The organism is Polyangium sorediatum, assembly GCF_029946465.1.
GTDB lineage: Bacteria > Myxococcota_A > Polyangia > Polyangiales > Polyangiaceae > Polyangium > Polyangium fumosum.
Genome location: NZ_JARZHI010000014.1, coordinates 143,699 through 162,120, shown reverse-complemented (window position 1 = coordinate 162,120; position 18,422 = coordinate 143,699). Strand labels below are relative to the sequence as shown.

The following is an 18,422-nucleotide window of genomic DNA, read 5'->3' as shown; positions in this document are numbered from 1 at the left end:
GTCTAAGGCGACGGCTCCTCGGGCTTCTTCAGCGGCTTTTGCGTCTCGCAATCCACGGGCTCGACCCACGGCGGATTCGCGGCATGCGTGATGGTGCACGTCCCGTCTTCATTCCGCCGGAAGCCTTCCTGCACGCTCCCGAGATTCGGTACCCAATCCTGGTTCTCCGGCCCGGAGGTCTGCGGATCCGGCTTGGCGGGCTCCTGCGTCGCGCCGCCACACCCCGCGGAGATCGTGACCACGAACGCCGCCGCGAGCCGCGGTGCTTTCTTGCGTTTCATCCTGGCGAGTAGAGGCGAGCAACGACGCGCCGTCAACGGAGCATGGGTCTCTTCTGGGGCCGTCGCGCCGGGGCGCTGCCCCGGACCCCACGGGGGGCTGTCCGCCCCCTCGACCCCGGACCAGGCACAGCCTGGACCGAGGGTTGAAAAACTGCGCCCCGCGCAGTTTTTCAAACGGGCCGACGAAGAACCCAGGTTGCCAGCAGAACCCGCAGCGCGGCTGTCTCGGTGGGCAACGTCGCTGATGGTCTTGACCGGGCCTGTTCGATGAGCTGCGCGCCGCGCAGTTCATCGAGCTTGGGTCCAGCCCCTGGCTGGTCCAGGTGCAGGGGCGGACAGCCCCTGCTGGGGCCTGGGGCAAAGCCCCAGCGAAATGGCCCCAGGACGAGACCCACACAGGCTACCCTGGCCGCGCCATGAAGTTCGATGATCTCGAAACGAAGATGCGGGTCTTCGAGACGGCGCACGATCACCACGTCCTGCCGGGGATCTACATGGTCGCGCGGCTCGACGGGCGTGGCTTCACCAAGCTCGTGCGCGAGCGCAAGCCGTTCGAGGCGCCATTCGACGTCCGCGTCCGCGACATGATGGTGGAGACGACGAAGCACCTCATGGACTGCGGATTTCCCGTGGTCTATGGCTACACACAGAGCGACGAGATCTCGCTCCTGTTTCGCCGCGACACGGACGTGTTCGGTCGCAAGCTGCGCAAGTACGAGTCGATCCTGGCCGGGGAGGCGAGCGCCAAGTTCGCCCGTCTCCTCGACGATCACGCGGCCTTCGACGCCCGGATCTCGCAGCTCCCCACCGAGAAGGACGTGATTGATTATTTCCGCTGGCGGCACGAGGACGCCCATCGGAATGCGCTCGGCGGGCATTGTTACTGGCTCCTCCGATCCCAGGGGCTCACGGATCGCGCGGCCACGCGGCAGCTCGAAGGGCAGTCGGTGGCGGATCGGAACGAGCTATTGTTCCAGCACGGGATCCAGTTCAACGATCTGCCGGCCTGGCAAAAACGCGGCGTGGGCCTGCATTACCGCGATGTCGAGCACGTCGGCAGGGATGGGCGGGATGGAAGCGCCGTCGTCACGACGCGGCGTAGGCTCCATGTGGAGTTCGAGTTGCCGCTGGGGATGGCGTACACCACGTTCGTTCGTCAGCGGATCGAGGAGGCGACGCCGCCGCCGAAGCCGGTCCCGGGGGGCGAGGAGCGTTCCGACGCGTGACGACGCCGAAGCGTATTTTCGTGATGGGCGCCCCGCAGGCGCCCATGGCCAAGGTGATGGTCGTGCCTTCCTAAAGAAGGCCGATATAAATCTGGATTTTCTGCGCGCTGGGAGCTAAGTACGCAGCCTGCTGCTGTACTGCCAAGCGTCAAAGGCGACGTAACGTTACGACGGTCCGAGCAAGCGATTTTATATTCCCATGGAAGTGCACGGCGCGCGTGGGAGCGCACGGCGCACCGCGGAGGCCACGCGCAATTCGACGGCGCGCGTGCGACGGCCCGGAAGGGTGGCCCGGAGCGGCAGGAATGCTGGCTCCGGAGGGCGCCGCGTCTCGTGACGAGATGGGCATCGCCCCGAACAGCGGCACAGAGTCATCGCATCCAACGACGATAACCCCGAGGTGAATATGACGACGAATCGAGAGCTGGGCTTTTTGTGGTCGCTCAAGCAGAAGTGCAACGTGGATCGATTGCCGACGCTCGAAGCGTTCGAGGGCTACCTGAAGGCGATCCTCACTTGTGCCAACGGAGACGGCAACCTGACGCCCGCAGAAAGAGAGTGGGTGCTCGGCCATGGGTCTGCCGTGGGCGCGCTGGACTCGTTGCTGGAGGAGCTCAAGACCTACAAGGCCGACGAGGATATCGAGAAGCTGCTCGCCATGAGCCCTCAGGCGGATGCTTCCCGGCGCGTCCTCATTTACGACGCGATTCGAGCCTGCAGCGCCGATGGAGAATACAACGACCGGGAGAGGGCCACGGTGCGCAAGATGGGATCGAAGCTCGGAATTGCCGAGGATTTGATCCGCCAAATCGAAGAAATCGCCCTCGAAGAAGCCCGGCTGTGGGAGCGACGGGTGAAGCTCGTGTATCCGGCGGGGACACCTCCGACGCTGCGCGCGGACGCCGCCTCGTCGGACCCGGCGTGAAAACCCCGGCGTGAAAACCCCGGCGTGACGCGGAGAGGGGGGTTCACCGCGTCTCGCCGGGGTTTTACCCCGGTCCCGACCAGGGGCTCTTCGCCCCTGGACCCGAACCAGGGCACCGCCCTGGACCTCCCGTGCATCTTGCTTGACAGCCTGGCGCGCTCGACGGTCCGATGACACGCATGGATCGCTCGGCCGCTCGGCGCCTGCTCCTGGGCCTCGCGCTCTTCGCGCCTGCTGCATGTGGAGGGGCCGCCCCGCAGGCGCCGGCGCCCCAGGTGGCCACGCGCACCGCCGCGGGCGCCTGCGAAGGCACCACGGAGAACGCTTGCCGGGCAGCGTGCGAAGGCGGGAACGCGGCCTGCTGCGAGCGCCTGGGCGACCTCGTGCTGCGAGATCGCGACCGCGGGCCTTCGCGCGCGCTCGCCGCCGCGGAGGCGCTCGGCAAGGCGTGCAGCGGCGGCCACGCGCGCGGCTGCCAGAAGCTCTCGCGGCTCATGCTGCACGGTTTTCCCGGGGCGCTCGCCGCCGACCCGACGCAGGCCGTCACCCTCGCGCGCCGCGCCTGCGACGGCGGGGATCCCGCTGGATGCGGCGATCTCGGGCGGATGTTCCTCCACGGCGTCGGCGCCGACCTCGACGATCAACGCGGCGCCCCGCTGCTCGCGAACGCCTGCGACGCGGGCGACGGCACGAGCTGCGACGTGCTCGGCATCGCGCTCCTCTTCGGCCTCGCCGTCACGCCGGATCCCGAGCGCGCGCAGGCGCTCTTCGTCAAGGCCGCCAAGGTGAGCGAAAAGGGCTGCGCCGCCGAGGATCCGCGCGCCTGTCTCGCGCTCGGCAAGGCGCTCGCCCTCGGGCGCGGCGTGCGACGGGACCAGGTGCGCGCCGCGGCGATCTTCCAGCGCGCCTGCGTGGCGGGGCTCGCCGACGGGTGCGAATGGCTGAGCGGGGCCTATGCCTACGGCCTCGGCGTCCCTCGCGACGGGACGCGCGCGCGCACCCTCGCCGCGCAGAGCTGCGAGGAGGGCAGCCCCTACGGCTGCGCCACCCTCGGCTCCCTCCTCGGCGAGGGCGTGGGCGGCGCGAAGGATCCCGTCGAAGGGGCCTCGGCCGCGCGGCGCGGCTGCGAGGCCGAGCCCTCGGCCTGCGTCCACCTCGGCGCGGCGTACGAAAAGGGCGCGGGCGTGCCCAAGGACAAACAAAAAGCCGCCGCGCTCTTCCGGCGCGCGTGCGCCGCGGGCGACGTGACGTCCTGCACGGCGCTCGGGCTCGTCATGGTGCGGGGCGACAGCGTGGCCCAGGACAAGCGGGGCGGCTTCGCGCTCGTCGCCACGGCGTGTGACGCGCGCCTGCCCGACGCCTGCGCGGTGCTCGGCAAGCTCCTCAGCAAGGGAACGACGGCCGCACCGGATCCGGCGCGCGCGCTCGCGCTTTTCCTGGAGAGCTGCGAGGCGGGCGCGGTGATCGGCTGCGGGCAGGCGGCGATCGCCTACGCCGAGGGGAAGGGCACGGCGCGGGACGACGCGCGCGCCGCCGACCTCTACCACCGCGCGTGCGAGGGGCGGCAGGAGGACGCGTGCCTCGAGCTCGGCATGTTCCGCGCCGAGGGCCGCGGCGGGCCGCGCGACGAGGCCGCGTCGACCGAGCTGCTCCGGAAGGCATGCGACGGCGAGAACGAGCTCGGCTGCAAGCTCCTCGCGGCGAAGCCTGCCGACCGCGTCACGCTGCGCGCAAAGAGCCGCGTGAAGGTCGACGAGTGCAATGCGCTCATCGAGGTCATCAACACGGGCATCGAGGACCTCAACAAGGTGCCGGGCCCGGACCCCGACGCCGATCCGACGGGCGCGCGCGAGCTTCGCAGGATGGCCGACGTGATGGACCACGTGGCGCAAAAGGCGGCGGGCGTCCGCCTCACGGTGCCCGAGCTCGTCCAGTTCGGCGCCGACTATCGCGGGATGGCCCTCGCCGTCGTGAAGGCCGCGCGCGCCATGGCAAAGGCGGCGGACGCGAAGGACGTCGCCGCGATCCACGCCGCGCAAGCCGACCTCGACAAGGCGGTCAAGCAAGAGGACCCGCTCGTCGACGCCATCAACAGGTTCTGCCAGGACCCCTGAAGCTCCGACGAACCATGATCGCTCGCCCCTCTTTCCGATCGATTCGTATGAAAAACCTTTCGCTCGCCGCCCTTTGCGCCCTCGCCCTCTCCTGCGCCAAGTCGACCCCGACGCCCGAAAAAGAGGCGACCGTCGCGCCGAGCGCCGCGCCCCTCGCCCCGAGCGCGAGCGCCGCGTCGGCCGAGCGCGAGCCGCCGAAGAAGACGATCCCCACGCTCGCGCCCGAGCCCTTCGAGGGCACGAAGGGGCTCTCCGTGGAGCTCTTCGGCATCGAGGGCGCGCTCCTCGTGGCCGAGGGCCTGCGCGTCGGCCGGATCGTCGAGGAGCGCGTCGAGTGGATCGGCAGCGTCCCCGAGACCAACCTGTCCCTCGGCCCCACCCGGGTCTCCTCCGTCCACGGCTCCTGGCCGGACAGCGTCGACGTGCTTTCCATGAACATGGGCCGCGCGCCGATGCCCACGTACTTCCCGCTCACGGGCAAGGGCGTGTCGCGCACGTTCGGCCCGGGAGGCTCCCTCGGGTGGATCCATGGCACGGCCCAGCTCGGCAAGACGACGCTCGTGGTGGGGTACGACGTGAATGATGGCCACCGGTTCGACACCGTCCGGGGGCCGACGCTCGTGCTGAAGCCCATCGAGGCCGAGAAGGGCGGCTGCAAGAAGGGCGAGGTAAAGAACGTCTGGGGCGACGACAACGACAAGGGGATCGCGCTCCCGCCCAGCGCCGTGGCCGCGACCGAATCCGGCACGCTCGTGACGATCGGAAACCTCTGCGACCGGGCGAAGAGCCCAGCCGCGGAGGTCTGGGAAAAGCCCGGCAAATCACGCATCGTCCCGCTCGGCGCCCTGGTGAAGGAGTTCGCCTACTTCCCCAAGATGCTCCGGGGCAAGGGCGACGACCTCTGGGTCGAGACCACGCCGGTGCTGCATTACAACGGCGGGAAATTCGATCTCTTGCCGACGCTCGACAAACCGATCCGGGACCTCTTCGTCTCGCCGAACGGCAAGCTCCACGGCATCTCGGGCCGGTCAATCGTCCGTTTCGACGAGGGCACGTGGACCGTCCTCGCGAATCTCGCCCGTCCCATGCGGTTCAGCGCGGTCGTCATGGATGACAAGGAGACGATCTGGGTCTCGCACAGCGGCGTCTCCCGGCTGCGCGAAACGCAGAACGCCGACGTGGAGGAAGAAGGCTGCAAGACGCCGTTCGTCTACCTCTACGAGGTGTCGTGGAGGAACGACGCGAAATTCACCTTCCCCACGACCACGAAGGCGCTCTCCACGTTCCCCGAGGTCGCCGACCTCGGGCTCGTCGAGTATTACGACGACGGGCGGCGCCTCGGCGTCACCGTGAAGAGCAAGGAGCAAGGCGAGGCCGTGATCGCCCACGTGAAGGCGAACATGAAGGACGAGCAACCCGAGCTCATCTGCTACGCCCCGAAGGGGCCCCGGGTCATCGAGATCAAGGCGAAGAAGTAAAGCCCGTCCCAGGGCGCCGCCGCGTCACGACGCGCGCGGACATCCCGTGAGATAAAGCGCCGACCCCGCGACCCCCGCGTCCCACGCATAGGCGTCACCGCCAGGCACGGCGCGCGCGATCGCGAGCAGCTCGTCGGGCGTGTAGGCGCGGAGCGCGGAGACCATGCCGTCCCACGCCACGAGCGTCGGAATCAGCGGGAGGAGATACGTGAGCGCCCAGCGCGACGCCCGCAGCGGGCGCACGAACGGCACCAGGACGAACGAGCCGACGAAGAGCATGGTCATGTTCACGCCCAGCGCCAGCGGCGCAAGTACACCCGGCAGCCGCCGCAGCGCAGGCGAGGCCGCGACATCAAAAAACGCGAGCGGCTTGCCATCACGGACAGTCGACGCCACGAGCGCCGCGACAGCCTCGGGCGGGAAGTGGTGCAGCGCGCTCCACATCGTACGCACGCCGTCGAGCTCAGGCGGGACCGCGAGGGCATCCACAGGTTCTTCGCGGTACACGAGCCCAGGATCCTTCCGCTCCGCGACACGCGCCCGGCCCGCCTCGTTCGGGTACCGATCCGTCAAGACGAACCGCACATCCCTCCGCCCCTCATCACGCAGCGCCCGCATCGCATAGAGCGCGCCGCCGCCGCCACCCGAGCACACGTCGATCACCTGTGTGCAGCCGGTTTGATCGAGCAGCGCCCCGAGCTTCGGCACGACCCCGCGGTAAAACTCCAGGCGATCGAAGCCAAAGTCGAGGAGATCCGTGCCGCCGTCGCGGATGGCGGCAGGCATCCAGGGGAGATCCTCGAGCTCAACGAGTTGCATGCGGCGCACGAACGCGATGATGGGGGTGCCCGCGCCGCGCTTCAAGCCCCCAATGATCTCCGGCGGCGAGCCGACCAAAGCCTGAGGTCTCGCGCGATGGCGCGGCGCCGGGGTTTCACCCCGGACCCCGACCAGGGGTTGTCCACCCCTGGACCCGGACCAGCGAGGCGCTGGACCCGGGGTCGATGAACTGCGCGATGCGCAGTTCATCGAACAGCCAGGGTCAAGACCAGCGACGGGCCTGCCCATCAAGGCGGTAGCGTTGCAGGTTCAACCGGCAACGTACCCGTCGCCCGTTGAGACCCACCTCCCTGGTCTTGCCACCGGCCCGTTGGAAGAACTGCGCATTGCGCAGTTCTTCCACCTTCGGTCCAGGCCGTGCCTGGTCCGGGGTCGAGGGGGCGGACAGCCCCCCGCGGGGTCCGGGGCAGCGCCCCGGGCAGCGCCCCGGCGCGACGCCTCCCATGAGACCCGTCCCTGGCGCCTCACCGCGGGCTTTCGAGGGATCCTAGCTCCTTCAGCAGCTTCTTGCGTGTCTCCGCTGCGCGCCGATCGAGGGCTTTTCGTAGCTCGGGGTCCTTGACCTTGTCGCGCTCTGCGTCCCAGTCTCCGAGGGCCACGGCGTCCACCCAGGTGAAGATGTCACAGAGATCCTGCGGCATTTCTTCGCTCGGGTTGTTGCACCGCGTCCGTGTCTCGTCGCGGTCCCTGCGATAGGCCTCCGGGAACGAGAGGGAGGTGCGGGCATAGGCGCCGTTCACCAGCGAGAGCACGGTGGGGACGATGGGCGCGGCGGGGTACGAGAGGGCTGGATCGCCTGCGTCGGGGTCGAAGGACGGCCAGAAGACGGAATACCCCTGGAGCTGCCATTCTGGGCCGGGGCGGTATTTTACGGGGACGAATGCGGTGGCTGCGTCGCCTTTTTCCCACATGAGGATCCGCCGGGGCGGGGAGACGAGGCTGATGACGTAATGGGTGTAGCAGCAATGCGCGCCCATCGAGCTCTCGGTCATCACGACCTCGGGGACGCCGTCGCCCGTGAGATCGCCGCAATAGTCGGCGCCGAGGGTCTGCTTGAAGGTGTCGGGGCCGACCCTGTCGGTGCGCCCGTGGGCCTCGTAGACGACCTTGCCGTTCGGGCCGTGGATCCGGACGAACCCGAGGCTCCCCAGGCCCGCGACGTGTAGGTTCGCGACCCGAAAGGCGCCGCAGGCTGTCTCGCCATCCATGTCGATATCGGTGAACCCTGCCGGAAGCTCCGTGGTCCACGCGGAGGGCATGGGCGCCTCGGGGGGCGGCGGGGGGGACGGGGAAGGCGCGGCCGTCGCTACAGCGCTCGCAGAGGCCGACGGAGCCGCGGCGGTCCGGGGCGCGGCGGGGACCGGAGGAGCGGTCGTCACGGACGGCGGGGACGGCGGGGGCGTGCAGGCGGCCAGAAAACACGCGAGCAGCGCGGCCGCGCGAGACCCGACACGCGCCGAGATGGAACCGAGGGCCATGCGGGGAAGGTAGCCGCGGTGGGGTTGGGCGGGGAGACCTTTCTTTCGGGCCGACGCGACGACAGGTCGTCACGCGCGTCGCCCCTTTCGTGCCAGAATGCCCGCCATGAGCGTCACCTTCCTCGTCGACGACGTCCCCCGCGCGACCACGCCTCTCCCCACGCGCCGGCTCGCCGAGACCCACGGCGACGCGCTGACGTTCGGCGGGGACGCGGACCTCCCCGTGGTCGACCACGGCTCGACGCACGCGCTGCTCGGCGCCGTCCACCTCGCGTTCGCCGAGCACCGGCCGCTCGTGCTCTCGCCCGACGCCGTGTGGTTGACGATCGCGCAGGGTGTCGCGCAGCACGTCCGCCTCCACGCGGAACAGCTCCGGTCGCGGCTCGTCCGGCACACGGGTACGGCGCGGATCGAGGTCCCGGTGGAGGGCCCGATGCCGACCGACGCGGTGTCCTGGGCCTCGATCGTCGGCTCCTTCCGGGACCACGTCGCGGACCAGGTCGGCGCCGGACGCGCGCGGCTCTTCGAATGCGACTTTTCCACGAGCACCGAGGTCGATCGTATCGCGAGCCAGGTCGTCCTCCTCGACGCGTACGCGCCCTATTTCGATTATTACCTCGCCTGCATCTGCGGCATCCCGGAGATCACGCTGCTCGGCACGCCCGCCGACTGGAAGCGACTTCGCGAGCGCATCGACGTGATCGCGGAGCTCGATCTCGATTTCTGGACCCACTCCCTCGCGCCGATCTGCGACGAGCTCGTGCGCGCGGCCTCGGGGCAGCCGGACCTCGACGTCTGGCGCCGCATTTACAAACCCGTGGACGCCTACGGCGGGGATGTGATCACCGGCTGGATCGCGCGGCTTTATCCGTACCTCATGGAGGAGGGTCGCGTGACCCAACGGAATCCGCTGCTGGGGTTGCCCCTCGACGAACCACGGGGTGGCGACGAGGAGGATTGGTACCGGGGCCCGGGCATTCGAACCGGGGACGTGCTCGGCAGCCCTTCGACCGTGCGGATTCACGTCGTCGACATGGTCACGAGCGAGCGCCATATCGTCGCCCTCGACGGCGGCGTGACCGCGGTCTCGCAGGACGCGGAGGGCCGCCTCACCCCCATCTCCGGCTGGGCCTTGCGTCGCAGCAGCCCCGCCATCGGCGAGGTCCTCGAACGCATCCGCGCCGGACATCGGTTCGTCCCCGCGCCGAAGCGCGACGACCGCTTCTGGTACAGCTTCAACGGCCCCGCCGATTTCGTGGCCATTTACCATGCATTCGAGGAGGCGACCTTGTTCGCCGAGACGAGCCCCTGGCGGTTCCTCCGGCCCGTAGAGCAGCACAACGTCGTGGTTTCCTTGCCGTACGATCACACGACGGCCGTTCTGCGCTTCCTCGACCTGCCCGACGGCACGTTCCTCGCGATGACGAGCGGTCGAAATTCGGTCCTGGTACGTGGCCGGATCGACGCCGTCGAGCCGCCGCCTCCGGCCAAGGCGAAGGGAGACACATATGACCCCGAATCCATCGAGACGCTTCCGCGGCAGCGACGATCGAGCCAGCCGTTCGAAGAGGTGACGATCCTTCGCCGGCCGCTCGCGGAGGTCTTGCTCCGCGCGCTCGACAGCGGCGGCGCCACGGATCTGCCCGAGGACGGTCGATTGCGCGACGTGCTCGCGGAGTGGTACTTCGAGCCCCCGCCGCCGCCCCGGGAGCGCAAGAAACCGGGGCGGCGTTAGCCCGAGGCCTTCAGGGCGGAAACACGAAATGCGCGGGCCCCGCGACGCCGGGCGCGGGGTCCTTCTGGTACTCCCCGAGCCGCGCGCGGCACTCGTCCGTCCAGCCATTCTTGGGGGACGCGGCCTGGACGAGCGCGGCGAGCGCGATCCTGCGGAGCCTCCCGTCGGATTGCTCCCGCAGCGCCACCTCCACGCGGCCCGGATGCACGCTCCCGCGCACCACGTCGAAGGCGGCCTCCAGCACCTCGTGGTAGAGCCAATCCTTCTTCGAAAGCTCGATCAGCGCAGCGCTGAGCTCCTTCGCGTCCCACAGGCGCGCGCCGAGCGAAATGTAGTGCGGCGCCGTCCAGGGGTTTTCCGCGAGCGCAGCGACGAGCTCGGTCGCGACCCGCACGTGCATCGCAGGCGCATACGCGCCGAGGTGCGACCTGATCACGGGCAGGAAGGCGAGGAGGTGCTGGCCGAGCGGCAAGAGCTCCTTCAATCGACCCGAGACAGCGCTCACCTCGGACGTCGTCATCCGCTGCAAGACCGCCGCGAGCGCGTGCGCCGCCTCGTCGTGTGACGCCGCGCCGAGGTGCACGAGCAAGCGCTGGAAGAGCGAGCGCTGCGAATCACGCAGCGGCAAATAGGCGGCGCGCTTCAAGAGGTCGATCCGCGCCTCCGGCTCCGCGCGGCCGAGGATCGTCGACAAAAGCGCGACGACCCGCTCCTCCGCCTCGGTCGAGAGGCGGCCGAGCGGGATATCGGCGAGCTTCGACGCGACGATCCAGTCCGGGTCCTGCACGGCCTTCTCGAAGATGGCCCAGGTCTCCGCCTTTTCGAGGTGATCCCACAACGCCCGGAGGAGCGCGATCCGCACGTCTCGGTGCGTCCCAGGCTTGTCGAGGCGCAGGAGTTCTTGATACGCGTCGTCGCCGCCCAATTCGCCGAGCAGGCGGACGACCTCCTTCGCGACCGTGACCTTGTTCGTGGGGACCGCACGAAGCTCGGCGAGGACCTCTTCGCGCCGCAGCTCCGAAAAAAACTTGCGGAGCGCATAAATCGCCCAGCGCGCCCGAGCGTCGCCGAGCGCCTCGATGAGCACGGGCACGCCCTGCCGCGCGTCGAGCCACGGGAGCCCACGAATCGCCATTTCGCGCACCGGCTGGCGAGGATCCGAGGCGAACGGGAGGATCGACGTCGCGTCCGCGAATGCGAGGCGCACGAGCGCGCCGAGGGCGAACCGCAGCGTCGGGACGTCACGCGCCTCGTCCTTCAGGATCGACACGAGCGCGTCTGCATACGTGCGCTGCTGGTTCGCCGTCCACCGCCCATGGCCGACCTCGAAGGGAATGAGCCAGCTCGTGCGGCCCGTGGCGAAGCGGCCTTTCATCGGCTGCGCCGAGAGCAGCGCGGGGCTCAACAGATCCTGCCTGCGAAGGCTCACATACCGGGCGACCGCGGGAAGGAGCACAAAACTCTCGTCGTCGCGGAGGAGCTCGGGGACGAGGCGCGTGAAGCGGCGTCGGTCGTGCTCGTCGAGCAATCCCAGGGCCGCGGCGGAGACGCCCGCGAACGGAAGCTCGCGCGCGAGCTTCTCCAATGCGTCGAGCAGCGGAGTCACGGCGCCGAGCCGCACGCCGAGGCTTTGCGCGAGGGAGATGATGGCGCCCGCGCGCTCCTGCGTGGCCCAGGCCGCGGCGAGCTGCGCGAGGGCAGGGGAGAGCCGCTCGGCGTCCTCTCGGGTGAGCCCGGTCCCGAGCCCCCACGTGGAGACCGAACCACGCGCGGCGAAGAGCCGCGTGAGCCATTGCGCGCCCCATTCGCCGTCGACGCGAAAGAGGAGAACGACGAGGCGCTCGACGGCGGAGGCGGTGGCCGGCGAGAGATCCGCGGCGTCGAGGGCATCCTGCAAGACGGCGCCGACCGCGTCGAGGTGCTCGGGGCCAAACGTGGCAACACGGAGCGCGCCGAGCGCTTCGAGCATGCTCCTCCGGACCGGGTCCTGCTCGAACTTGCGCGCCTTGATGTTCGCGATCGCGTCGCCGAGCGCGGGCTTGTCGTGGCGGATGCTCGAAAGGAGGATCGATTGCGCCCGCGCGCGTTCTTCGCCCTCCGGATGGCCGAGCCACGGGGCGAGCACCTGCTTCGCCTCGGCAAAGGAGAGCAAGCCGGCGTAAACGATCCGTTGCTCGGGCTTCGAGGTGAGCGCCGGGCACCACTCGAGGTGGCGCTTCGCCTCGCGCTCGCGCAGATCCCGCGGGAGCCAATCGAGGACCTGCACGGGGATCGTCCCGTTCGACGCCTGCGCGGCGCGCGACCAGCGATCGAACGCCTTCTCGCGGACCTTTTCCTCCTCCGCGGACTCGGCCTTGAAATACCGAAACAGAAATGCGCCGAACGCGCCGCGGCCTCCCTGGAGGAACGCGCGGAGGACGGCCTTTTGATCGTCGGTGGAGAGCCGGAGGAACCAGCGAAGGCCCTGCTTGCCATCGCCGAGCGTGCTCCACGCGTGGCGGAGGAGGTAATCAAGGCGCTCGGCGCCGAGGTGTTTCGCGACCTTGTCGAAACGGACGACGCCGAACGCGCCCGGCGCGTGGGTCGGCCGGCCGCTCTCGTGGCGCGCCTTCAAGAGGTCGAAGGTCTCCCGCGGGCGCGCGCGGACGAGGGCGCCGAGCGCCTGCGCGAGTTGGCTCGGCTGCTCGCCGCGGTCGAAGAGCGCCTGCATGAGCTTCAGCGTGGTGTCCGGCGCGCGCCGCGCGAGGCCCGGGAGCTCGGCGAAGAGGCGATGGCGCTGCCGCGGGTCGACGGTTTGGCTGCGCTCCAGATCCGCGAGGAACCAGGCCGCGGCGAAACGCGCGTGCCGCGAGCAGAGGCGCCTCCAGGCGACGGGACCGCCGCCGTCGACGAGGCGTTTCATGAGGCCCGAGACGAAGGTCTCCGTGCCGAGCGGCAGGAGGTCGATGACGAGCCGCTCCTCGCCCTCTTTCAGGTGGGCCCCGAGAAACGCGTCGACGGGCGCGCTTCGCCTCTTTTGGACGAGCCCGGCGAGGGTGCGGTAGAGGATCCGCTTCTCGACGATCACGTCGAGGGCACGCGTGACAAGCGTATCATCGCAAAAGACGCCCACCATGCAGCTCGCCCGGCGGCGGACGGTGCGCGAGGCGTCGGAGAGGCCGGCGACGACCCGGGCCGCGTCGCGGCTCCCGAACACGGACCAAAGTCCGAGGACACGCTCGTAGATCTCGGGGCTCTGGTGCAGCTCGTCGAGCGTCGTTCGGGCGTCCGTGTCCCCCTGGGCCGCCTTCCGTCCGACCTCGATGACCCGGCGGATGCGCTCGTTGTGGGTGAGGGGCTCGATCTCGGCGAGGAGCGTGGCTTTCGTCAGCGACATCGTGGCGGCGATGATACGGAATTCCCTGGAGGCGCCAAGATTCCCCGGACCGCCACACGCGCGAAATCGTCCGGCGCCACGGCGCCTCTGGTCCACGCGCACGTGATCCCCTATAGAGGGTCGCCATGCTGACCCGCGTCAAGGGATGGCTCGCGGATAGGCGCGCCCCGCTGCTCGTCGCGCTCCTCGCGATCCTCCTGCTCCTGCCCACGCTCGGGGCCGGGGCGATCATGGACGATCACGCGCACCGGATGGCGTACCATCCGACGTTCACGCGGCCCGGGGGGCCCCGCGGGGACTGGGATCTCTTCCGCTTCCTCGAAGACGATCCCGTCGCGTTCCGCTCCCTCCAGGAGAGCGGGATATGGCCCTGGTGGGCCGTCGCCGGCTCGAAGCTCGCGTTCCTCCGCCCGCTCCCGTCGCTCTGGCACGCGCTCGATTACCGCGTTTGGCCGAACGCGTACTGGTTCATGCACGCCGAGAGCATCCTCGTCTTCGCGGCGACGGCCTTTTTCGCCGCGCACCTCTATCGAAGGCTCTTCGGCGCCACGGTCGCCGCGGGCCTCGCCGCGCTGATCTTCGCGGTCGACGACACGCATGCGATGGTCGTCGCGTGGATCGCCAATCGCCACGCGATCCTCTCGACCCTCTTCGCCGTGCTCACGCTGCTCGCGCACGATCGCGCCCGCCGGGACGGCTGGAAGCCGGGCGTCTACCTCGCGCCGCTCGCGCTGTTCGGGGCCATGTTCTCCGGCGAGAGCGGGCTCGGCGCGCTCGCGTATCTCTTCGCCTACGCCCTCTTCCTCGATCGAGCGCCGCTGCGCGCCCGCGCGGCCGCGCTCGTCCCGCACGCCGGCGTCGCGCTCCTCTGGTTCGCCGCGTACAAGCTCGGCAAGTATGGCGCGGCGGGCGGCGTGTTTTACATCGACCCGCTGACGCAATCGGGGGAATTCCTCCGCGCCGTCGCGACACGGCTGCCCGTGCTCCTCGCCGGGCAGATGGCCGCGCCGCCCGCCGACGTGTGGATGCTCTGGCCGCAGAGCGAGACCCGGAGCCTCGTCTCGATTTGCCTCCTCGTGCTGCTCGCCCTGGGGGGCGGGATCTTCGCCGTGCTGCGCCGCGATCGGAATGCCGGATTTTTCGCCGTCGGCATGACGCTCTCTTTGCTCCCGACCTGCGCGGTTTGGCCGGGTGATCGGCTCTTGCTCTTCGCGGGGATCGGGGGCTCGGGGCTCGTCGCGTCGATGCTCGTGGCCTCGCGCGAGCACCTCGGGCGGGCGGCGCGTGTGTACGTGGGCGCCGTGGCCGGGGTCCTCGTGCTCTTCCACCTCGTGCTCGCGCCCCTCTTGCTGCCGCTGCGGGCGTGGTCGACGGGCGAGATGCTCCACGGGTACACGGAGCGGGCAATCACGAGCATGCCGAAGTTCGATGCGACCGCGCCGCAGACGCTCGTGGTGGTGAGCTCGCCCGACAGCATCATCGCGAACACCGCCATCGCGGCGCGGATCAACGCGAATGAGGCGATGCCTTCGCCGCTTCGGGTGCTCTCGACGGTGCAGCGCGGGACGCTGAAGGTCGGCCGCGTGGACGCGCGCACGCTGTCGGTGACGCTCTCGGACGGCCATTTCATGGAGCCGACAGCGACCGTGTTCCGTGATCCGGAGAAGGCGCCGCTGCGCGTCGGGGATCGGGTCGATGTCGGGACCATGGTGGCGGAGGTCGTGACGCTGACGCCGGACGGCAAATTGCCTGCGCAGATCGATTTTCATTTCGATCGGTCGCTAGACGATCCGTCGATGGTGTGGGTCGTCTGGGAAAAGACCCGCTTCGTGCCGTTCGAGGTGCCGAAGGTCGGCGAGACGCGCGAGCTCCCGGTGGTGCCGTACCAGACGGCGATGGGCGGGTGATCTACCAGCGAGCGCGTAGCTCCTCGGCCCAGCCGTAGAGGCCGTCGACGCGCACGCGCTCGCCGCTGTCGTCACGCACGTCGCCAGAGAAACGACCGAAACACTGGTGGATCTCCGCGCCGGCCACGACGAGCGGCACCTTCGTCCGTTTCTCGTGCGTCGGCAGGAAGTCGAGCCGCACCCGATCGGAGCCTTTCGAGGTGATCCGCCAGGGCCTGCGAACATCGCGGCGGTCGTACTCGAACCGGACATCCTCGTGGATCTTGTGGAGCCGGCCGTCGAGGCAGACGCCGTTTTCGGTCGCCCCCGTCCCGTCGGTCCACTTCCCGCCAAATTGCAAGCCGACGACCCGCCCCTCGACGACCCCCGACGCCGAAGCCCAGTTCCAGACCGTGCGCGCGGGCCAGACGCCGCGACCAAAATCGAGGCAGCCGAAGGCCTGCTCCTCCGGGCCCATCGTCTGCGCGACGCCGTCCACGCGGATGGTCCCAGTCGCCGGGAGCGTGTTTTGCTTCGAGGTGAACTGGAACAACGCCTCGCTCCACGGCACCACGACATTGAGCGTCTCGTGCCCGGGCGGCCGCGCCACGAGCACGTCGGCCTCGACCAAACGCCCGCGGCTCCGAAACCGGGTGACGAGGCGCGTGCCGCCGCGCTCCTCGCGAAACGCGAGCCGGAGCCCGAGCCTTTCGAACACGATATCGGCCCCGCCGACCGTGTCGGGCAGGGAAAACCCGAGCGCGAGCGGGACCGGGACAACCTTTTCGAGCTCGCGGCCCGTCTCCCGATCGAGCAGCAGCGCGCTCGCCATGCCGAGGTAGTCGAAGTCGGCATACGTGAGCGCAAGGGCGCCGCCGTTCCAGGTGACACACCAGTACTCCCAGCGCTTCCGGCGCCCCCACGGGCCGCGCAGCTCACATCGATGCAGGGGCCTGCGCGACCAGCCCTTCGCGTCGGGGTTCAGCCGCCCCCCCAGCGTGCAGAGGGCCACGGCGCCGTCGAGCTCACGAGAATTTCCGCCCATCCGGAGAGCCTCCACGGATTTTCCCATGTATTTTCTAGCTTGTAAAGAGGCACGCGAGGTGGCCATATCCCCCGGCCGTCAGGCATCCACCCGGAAGGTCAGTCCATGTCATCACAATTCAGGCCCGAGGTTTATGCCATCGATTTCGGCACCACCAACTCGCTGCTCGCCGCAGCGAACGCGACGTCCACGTGTCCCCCGATCCCCCTCGACGACGCCGCATCCGACCCGACCATCCTGCGCAGCCTGCTCTTTTTCGGGCAGAACCAGTTCTCCTGCGGCGCCGTGGCCATCCGCGACTTCGTCGCAAGCGGCATGCAGGGCCGGCTCATCCGCTCGATCAAGAAATTCCTCCCCGACCGCGGCTTCTCCGGCACGCAGATCGGCCACCGCGTCGTCACCATCGAGGATCTGATCGGCCGCTTCCTACGAATCATGCGCGACCACGCGAACCGCCATTTCGACGCCGAGGTCGATCGCGTGGTGCTGGGGAGGCCAGCCATGTTCTCGCTCGATCCCGTGGAAGACCAGCTCGCCCAGGACCGGCTCGAACGCGCCGCACAAAGCGCAGGGTTCTCCGAGGTCACCTTCTGCCCCGAGCCCGTCGCCGCAGCCCACGATTTCGAGCTCGGGCTCGATCGTCCCATGACCGTCCTCGTCGCCGATTTCGGCGGCGGGACCTCGGACTACACCGTCGTACGGATGCGGCCAGAAGGCTTCGCCGCATCGGACGTCCTCTCGCTCGGAGGCGTCTCCGTGGCCGGCGACGCGCTCGACGGGAGCCTGATGCGCCACAAAATCGCGCGCCATTTCGGCGCAGAAGTCACCTACCAGGTGCCCCTCGGCAAGAACCTGCTCACAATGCCCCGCGGGATCATGGAAAAACTCTGCTCGCCAGCAGACATGGCCGTTCTCCAGCACCGAGACATGCTCGCATTCCTGCGAGACGTGCAAGCCTGGTCGCTCGGGGGAGACGACCAGAAACGGATGGACCAGCTCCTCTGTCTGGTCGAAGACGCCCTCGCCTTCCAGGTGTTCGAGGCCATCGAGCACAGCAAATGCGCGCTCTCGGAGGCAACGAAGACCCAATTCGTCTTCGACTACCCAACGATGAACATCCACGAATGGATCACCCGCGACGAATTCGAAGCAGGCGCCGAGCGCTCCGTCGACGCCATCCTGCGGTCCCTCGACCGAACACTCGAATCCGCAGGACTCGGATTCGAGGCCATCGACGTGGTCTGTTGCACCGGCGGAACAGCGCGTGTCCCACGGCTCGCCCGCGCCCTCGAAGAACGATTCGGAGCAGGGAAGCTCCGCAAGCTGCGGAGCTTTCACTCCGTCGTGCAGGGGCTCGCCGAGCGGGCACGGAGGATCGCGCGTGGGCTCGATTGAGGCATCAGCTGTTCGTGAGGCGTTGCGCCGGGGCGCTGCCCCGGACCCCGCGGGGGGCTGTCCGCCCCCTCGACCCCGGACCAGGCACGGCCTGGACCGGTGATTGAAAAACTGCGCGGTGCGCAGTTTTTCAAACGGGCCGACGAAGAAGCGGGGGTGCCAGCCGAACCAGCAGCGCGGCTGTCTCGGTGGGCAACGCCGTTGCTGGTCTTCACCGGGCCTGTTCGATGAACTGCGCGGAGCGCAGTTCATCGAGCCTGGGTCCAGCCCCTGGTTGGTCCGGGTGCAGGGGCGGACAGCCCCTGCTGGGGCTTGGGGCAAAGCCCCAGCAAAACGGCTTCACGAAGAGACCCATGCTCTCAGCCCCCCGTAGATCGTGAGCACTCCCCGCGGAGGGCCTCCTGCGGCTCCGCAACGCGGTCCCCGTCTGCGCGTCCGCCGACCTTCAGTGCCGTCAGCCGCCGCTCCCTGGGCGCGTCCTCTGCTCTGCGGCGCTGCAGGGCGGAGGACGCGCTCATCCGACCTGACAGGTGGCGCCGCAGCTTCAACACTCCGCTCTGGAGACGCTGACCTGCGGCGCTGCAGCTCCCACACTCCGCTCTGGAGACGCTGACCTGCGGCGCTGCAGGTCTCCTTTTGCGAG

At 69.2% G+C, this 18,422-nt stretch carries 12 protein-coding genes; 7 read left to right on the top strand and 5 right to left on the bottom strand.

Annotation, left to right across the window (positions count from 1 at the left end; translation table 11 throughout):
* Positions 1-2 precede the first annotated feature (2 nt).
* The gene (locus QHF89_RS18345; RefSeq protein ID WP_136972655.1) at positions 3-281 is read right to left on the bottom strand and encodes a hypothetical protein; all 279 of its coding nucleotides are present in this window, start codon (positions 279-281) and stop codon (positions 3-5) included.
* Positions 282-697: 416 nt separating this feature from the next.
* Here QHF89_RS18345 and QHF89_RS18340 point away from each other — a divergent pair, with 416 nt between their 5' ends.
* From QHF89_RS18340 to QHF89_RS18325, 4 genes are all read left to right on the top strand, one after another.
* On the top strand, positions 698-1,507 hold the full coding sequence (locus QHF89_RS18340) for a tRNA(His) guanylyltransferase Thg1 family protein (RefSeq protein WP_136972656.1): 810 nt from the start codon (positions 698-700) through the stop codon (positions 1,505-1,507).
* A gap of 406 nt (positions 1,508-1,913) precedes the next feature.
* The gene (locus tag QHF89_RS18335) at positions 1,914-2,432 is read left to right on the top strand and encodes a tellurite resistance TerB family protein (protein ID WP_136972657.1); all 519 of its coding nucleotides are present in this window, start codon (positions 1,914-1,916) and stop codon (positions 2,430-2,432) included.
* A 179-nt stretch (positions 2,433-2,611) separates the two neighbouring features.
* The gene (locus tag QHF89_RS18330) at positions 2,612-4,546 is read left to right on the top strand and encodes a tetratricopeptide repeat protein (protein ID WP_284720648.1); all 1,935 of its coding nucleotides are present in this window, start codon (positions 2,612-2,614) and stop codon (positions 4,544-4,546) included.
* 47 nt (positions 4,547-4,593) lie between these two features.
* Positions 4,594-6,024, top strand: a complete 1,431-nt coding sequence (locus tag QHF89_RS18325; RefSeq protein WP_136972659.1) for a hypothetical protein — start codon at positions 4,594-4,596, stop codon at positions 6,022-6,024.
* A gap of 24 nt (positions 6,025-6,048) precedes the next feature.
* On the opposite strand, the gene QHF89_RS18320 is transcribed toward QHF89_RS18325, so the two are convergent.
* Together QHF89_RS18320 and QHF89_RS18315 are read right to left on the bottom strand one after the other, a co-directional pair.
* Positions 6,049-6,810 carry a hypothetical protein gene (locus tag QHF89_RS18320; protein WP_284720647.1) on the bottom strand — a complete coding sequence of 254 codons (762 nt, stop codon included), beginning with the start codon at positions 6,808-6,810 and terminating at the stop codon, positions 6,049-6,051.
* Between the two features lie 518 nt (positions 6,811-7,328).
* A complete protein-coding gene (locus tag QHF89_RS18315; protein WP_136972661.1) occupies positions 7,329-8,342 on the bottom strand; it encodes a hypothetical protein in 1,014 nt (337 codons plus the stop codon).
* A gap of 106 nt (positions 8,343-8,448) precedes the next feature.
* Here QHF89_RS18315 and QHF89_RS18310 point away from each other — a divergent pair, with 106 nt between their 5' ends.
* Positions 8,449-10,077 (top strand): DUF4419 domain-containing protein, encoded by a 1,629-nt coding sequence (locus tag QHF89_RS18310; protein ID WP_284720646.1) that lies wholly within the window; start codon positions 8,449-8,451, stop codon positions 10,075-10,077.
* 10 nt (positions 10,078-10,087) lie between these two features.
* Here QHF89_RS18310 and QHF89_RS18305 read toward each other — a convergent pair whose 3' ends face one another.
* Entirely contained in the window at positions 10,088-13,453 is a 3,366-nt protein-coding gene (locus QHF89_RS18305; protein WP_284720645.1) for a hypothetical protein, read from the bottom strand.
* Positions 13,454-13,578: 125 nt separating this feature from the next.
* On the opposite strand from QHF89_RS18305, the gene QHF89_RS18300 reads away from it, so the two are divergent.
* Positions 13,579-15,360 (top strand): hypothetical protein, encoded by a 1,782-nt coding sequence (locus QHF89_RS18300; protein WP_136972663.1) that lies wholly within the window; start codon positions 13,579-13,581, stop codon positions 15,358-15,360.
* Between the two features lies 1 nt (position 15,361).
* Here the strand turns inward: QHF89_RS18300 and QHF89_RS18295 are convergent, their stop codons facing one another.
* Entirely contained in the window at positions 15,362-16,384 is a 1,023-nt protein-coding gene (locus QHF89_RS18295) for a DUF2804 domain-containing protein (RefSeq protein WP_136972664.1), read from the bottom strand.
* A 105-nt stretch (positions 16,385-16,489) separates the two neighbouring features.
* Here QHF89_RS18295 and QHF89_RS18290 point away from each other — a divergent pair, with 105 nt between their 5' ends.
* Positions 16,490-17,779 (top strand): Hsp70 family protein, encoded by a 1,290-nt coding sequence (locus QHF89_RS18290; protein WP_136936472.1) that lies wholly within the window; start codon positions 16,490-16,492, stop codon positions 17,777-17,779.
* The last annotated feature ends 643 nt before the right edge of the window (positions 17,780-18,422 follow it).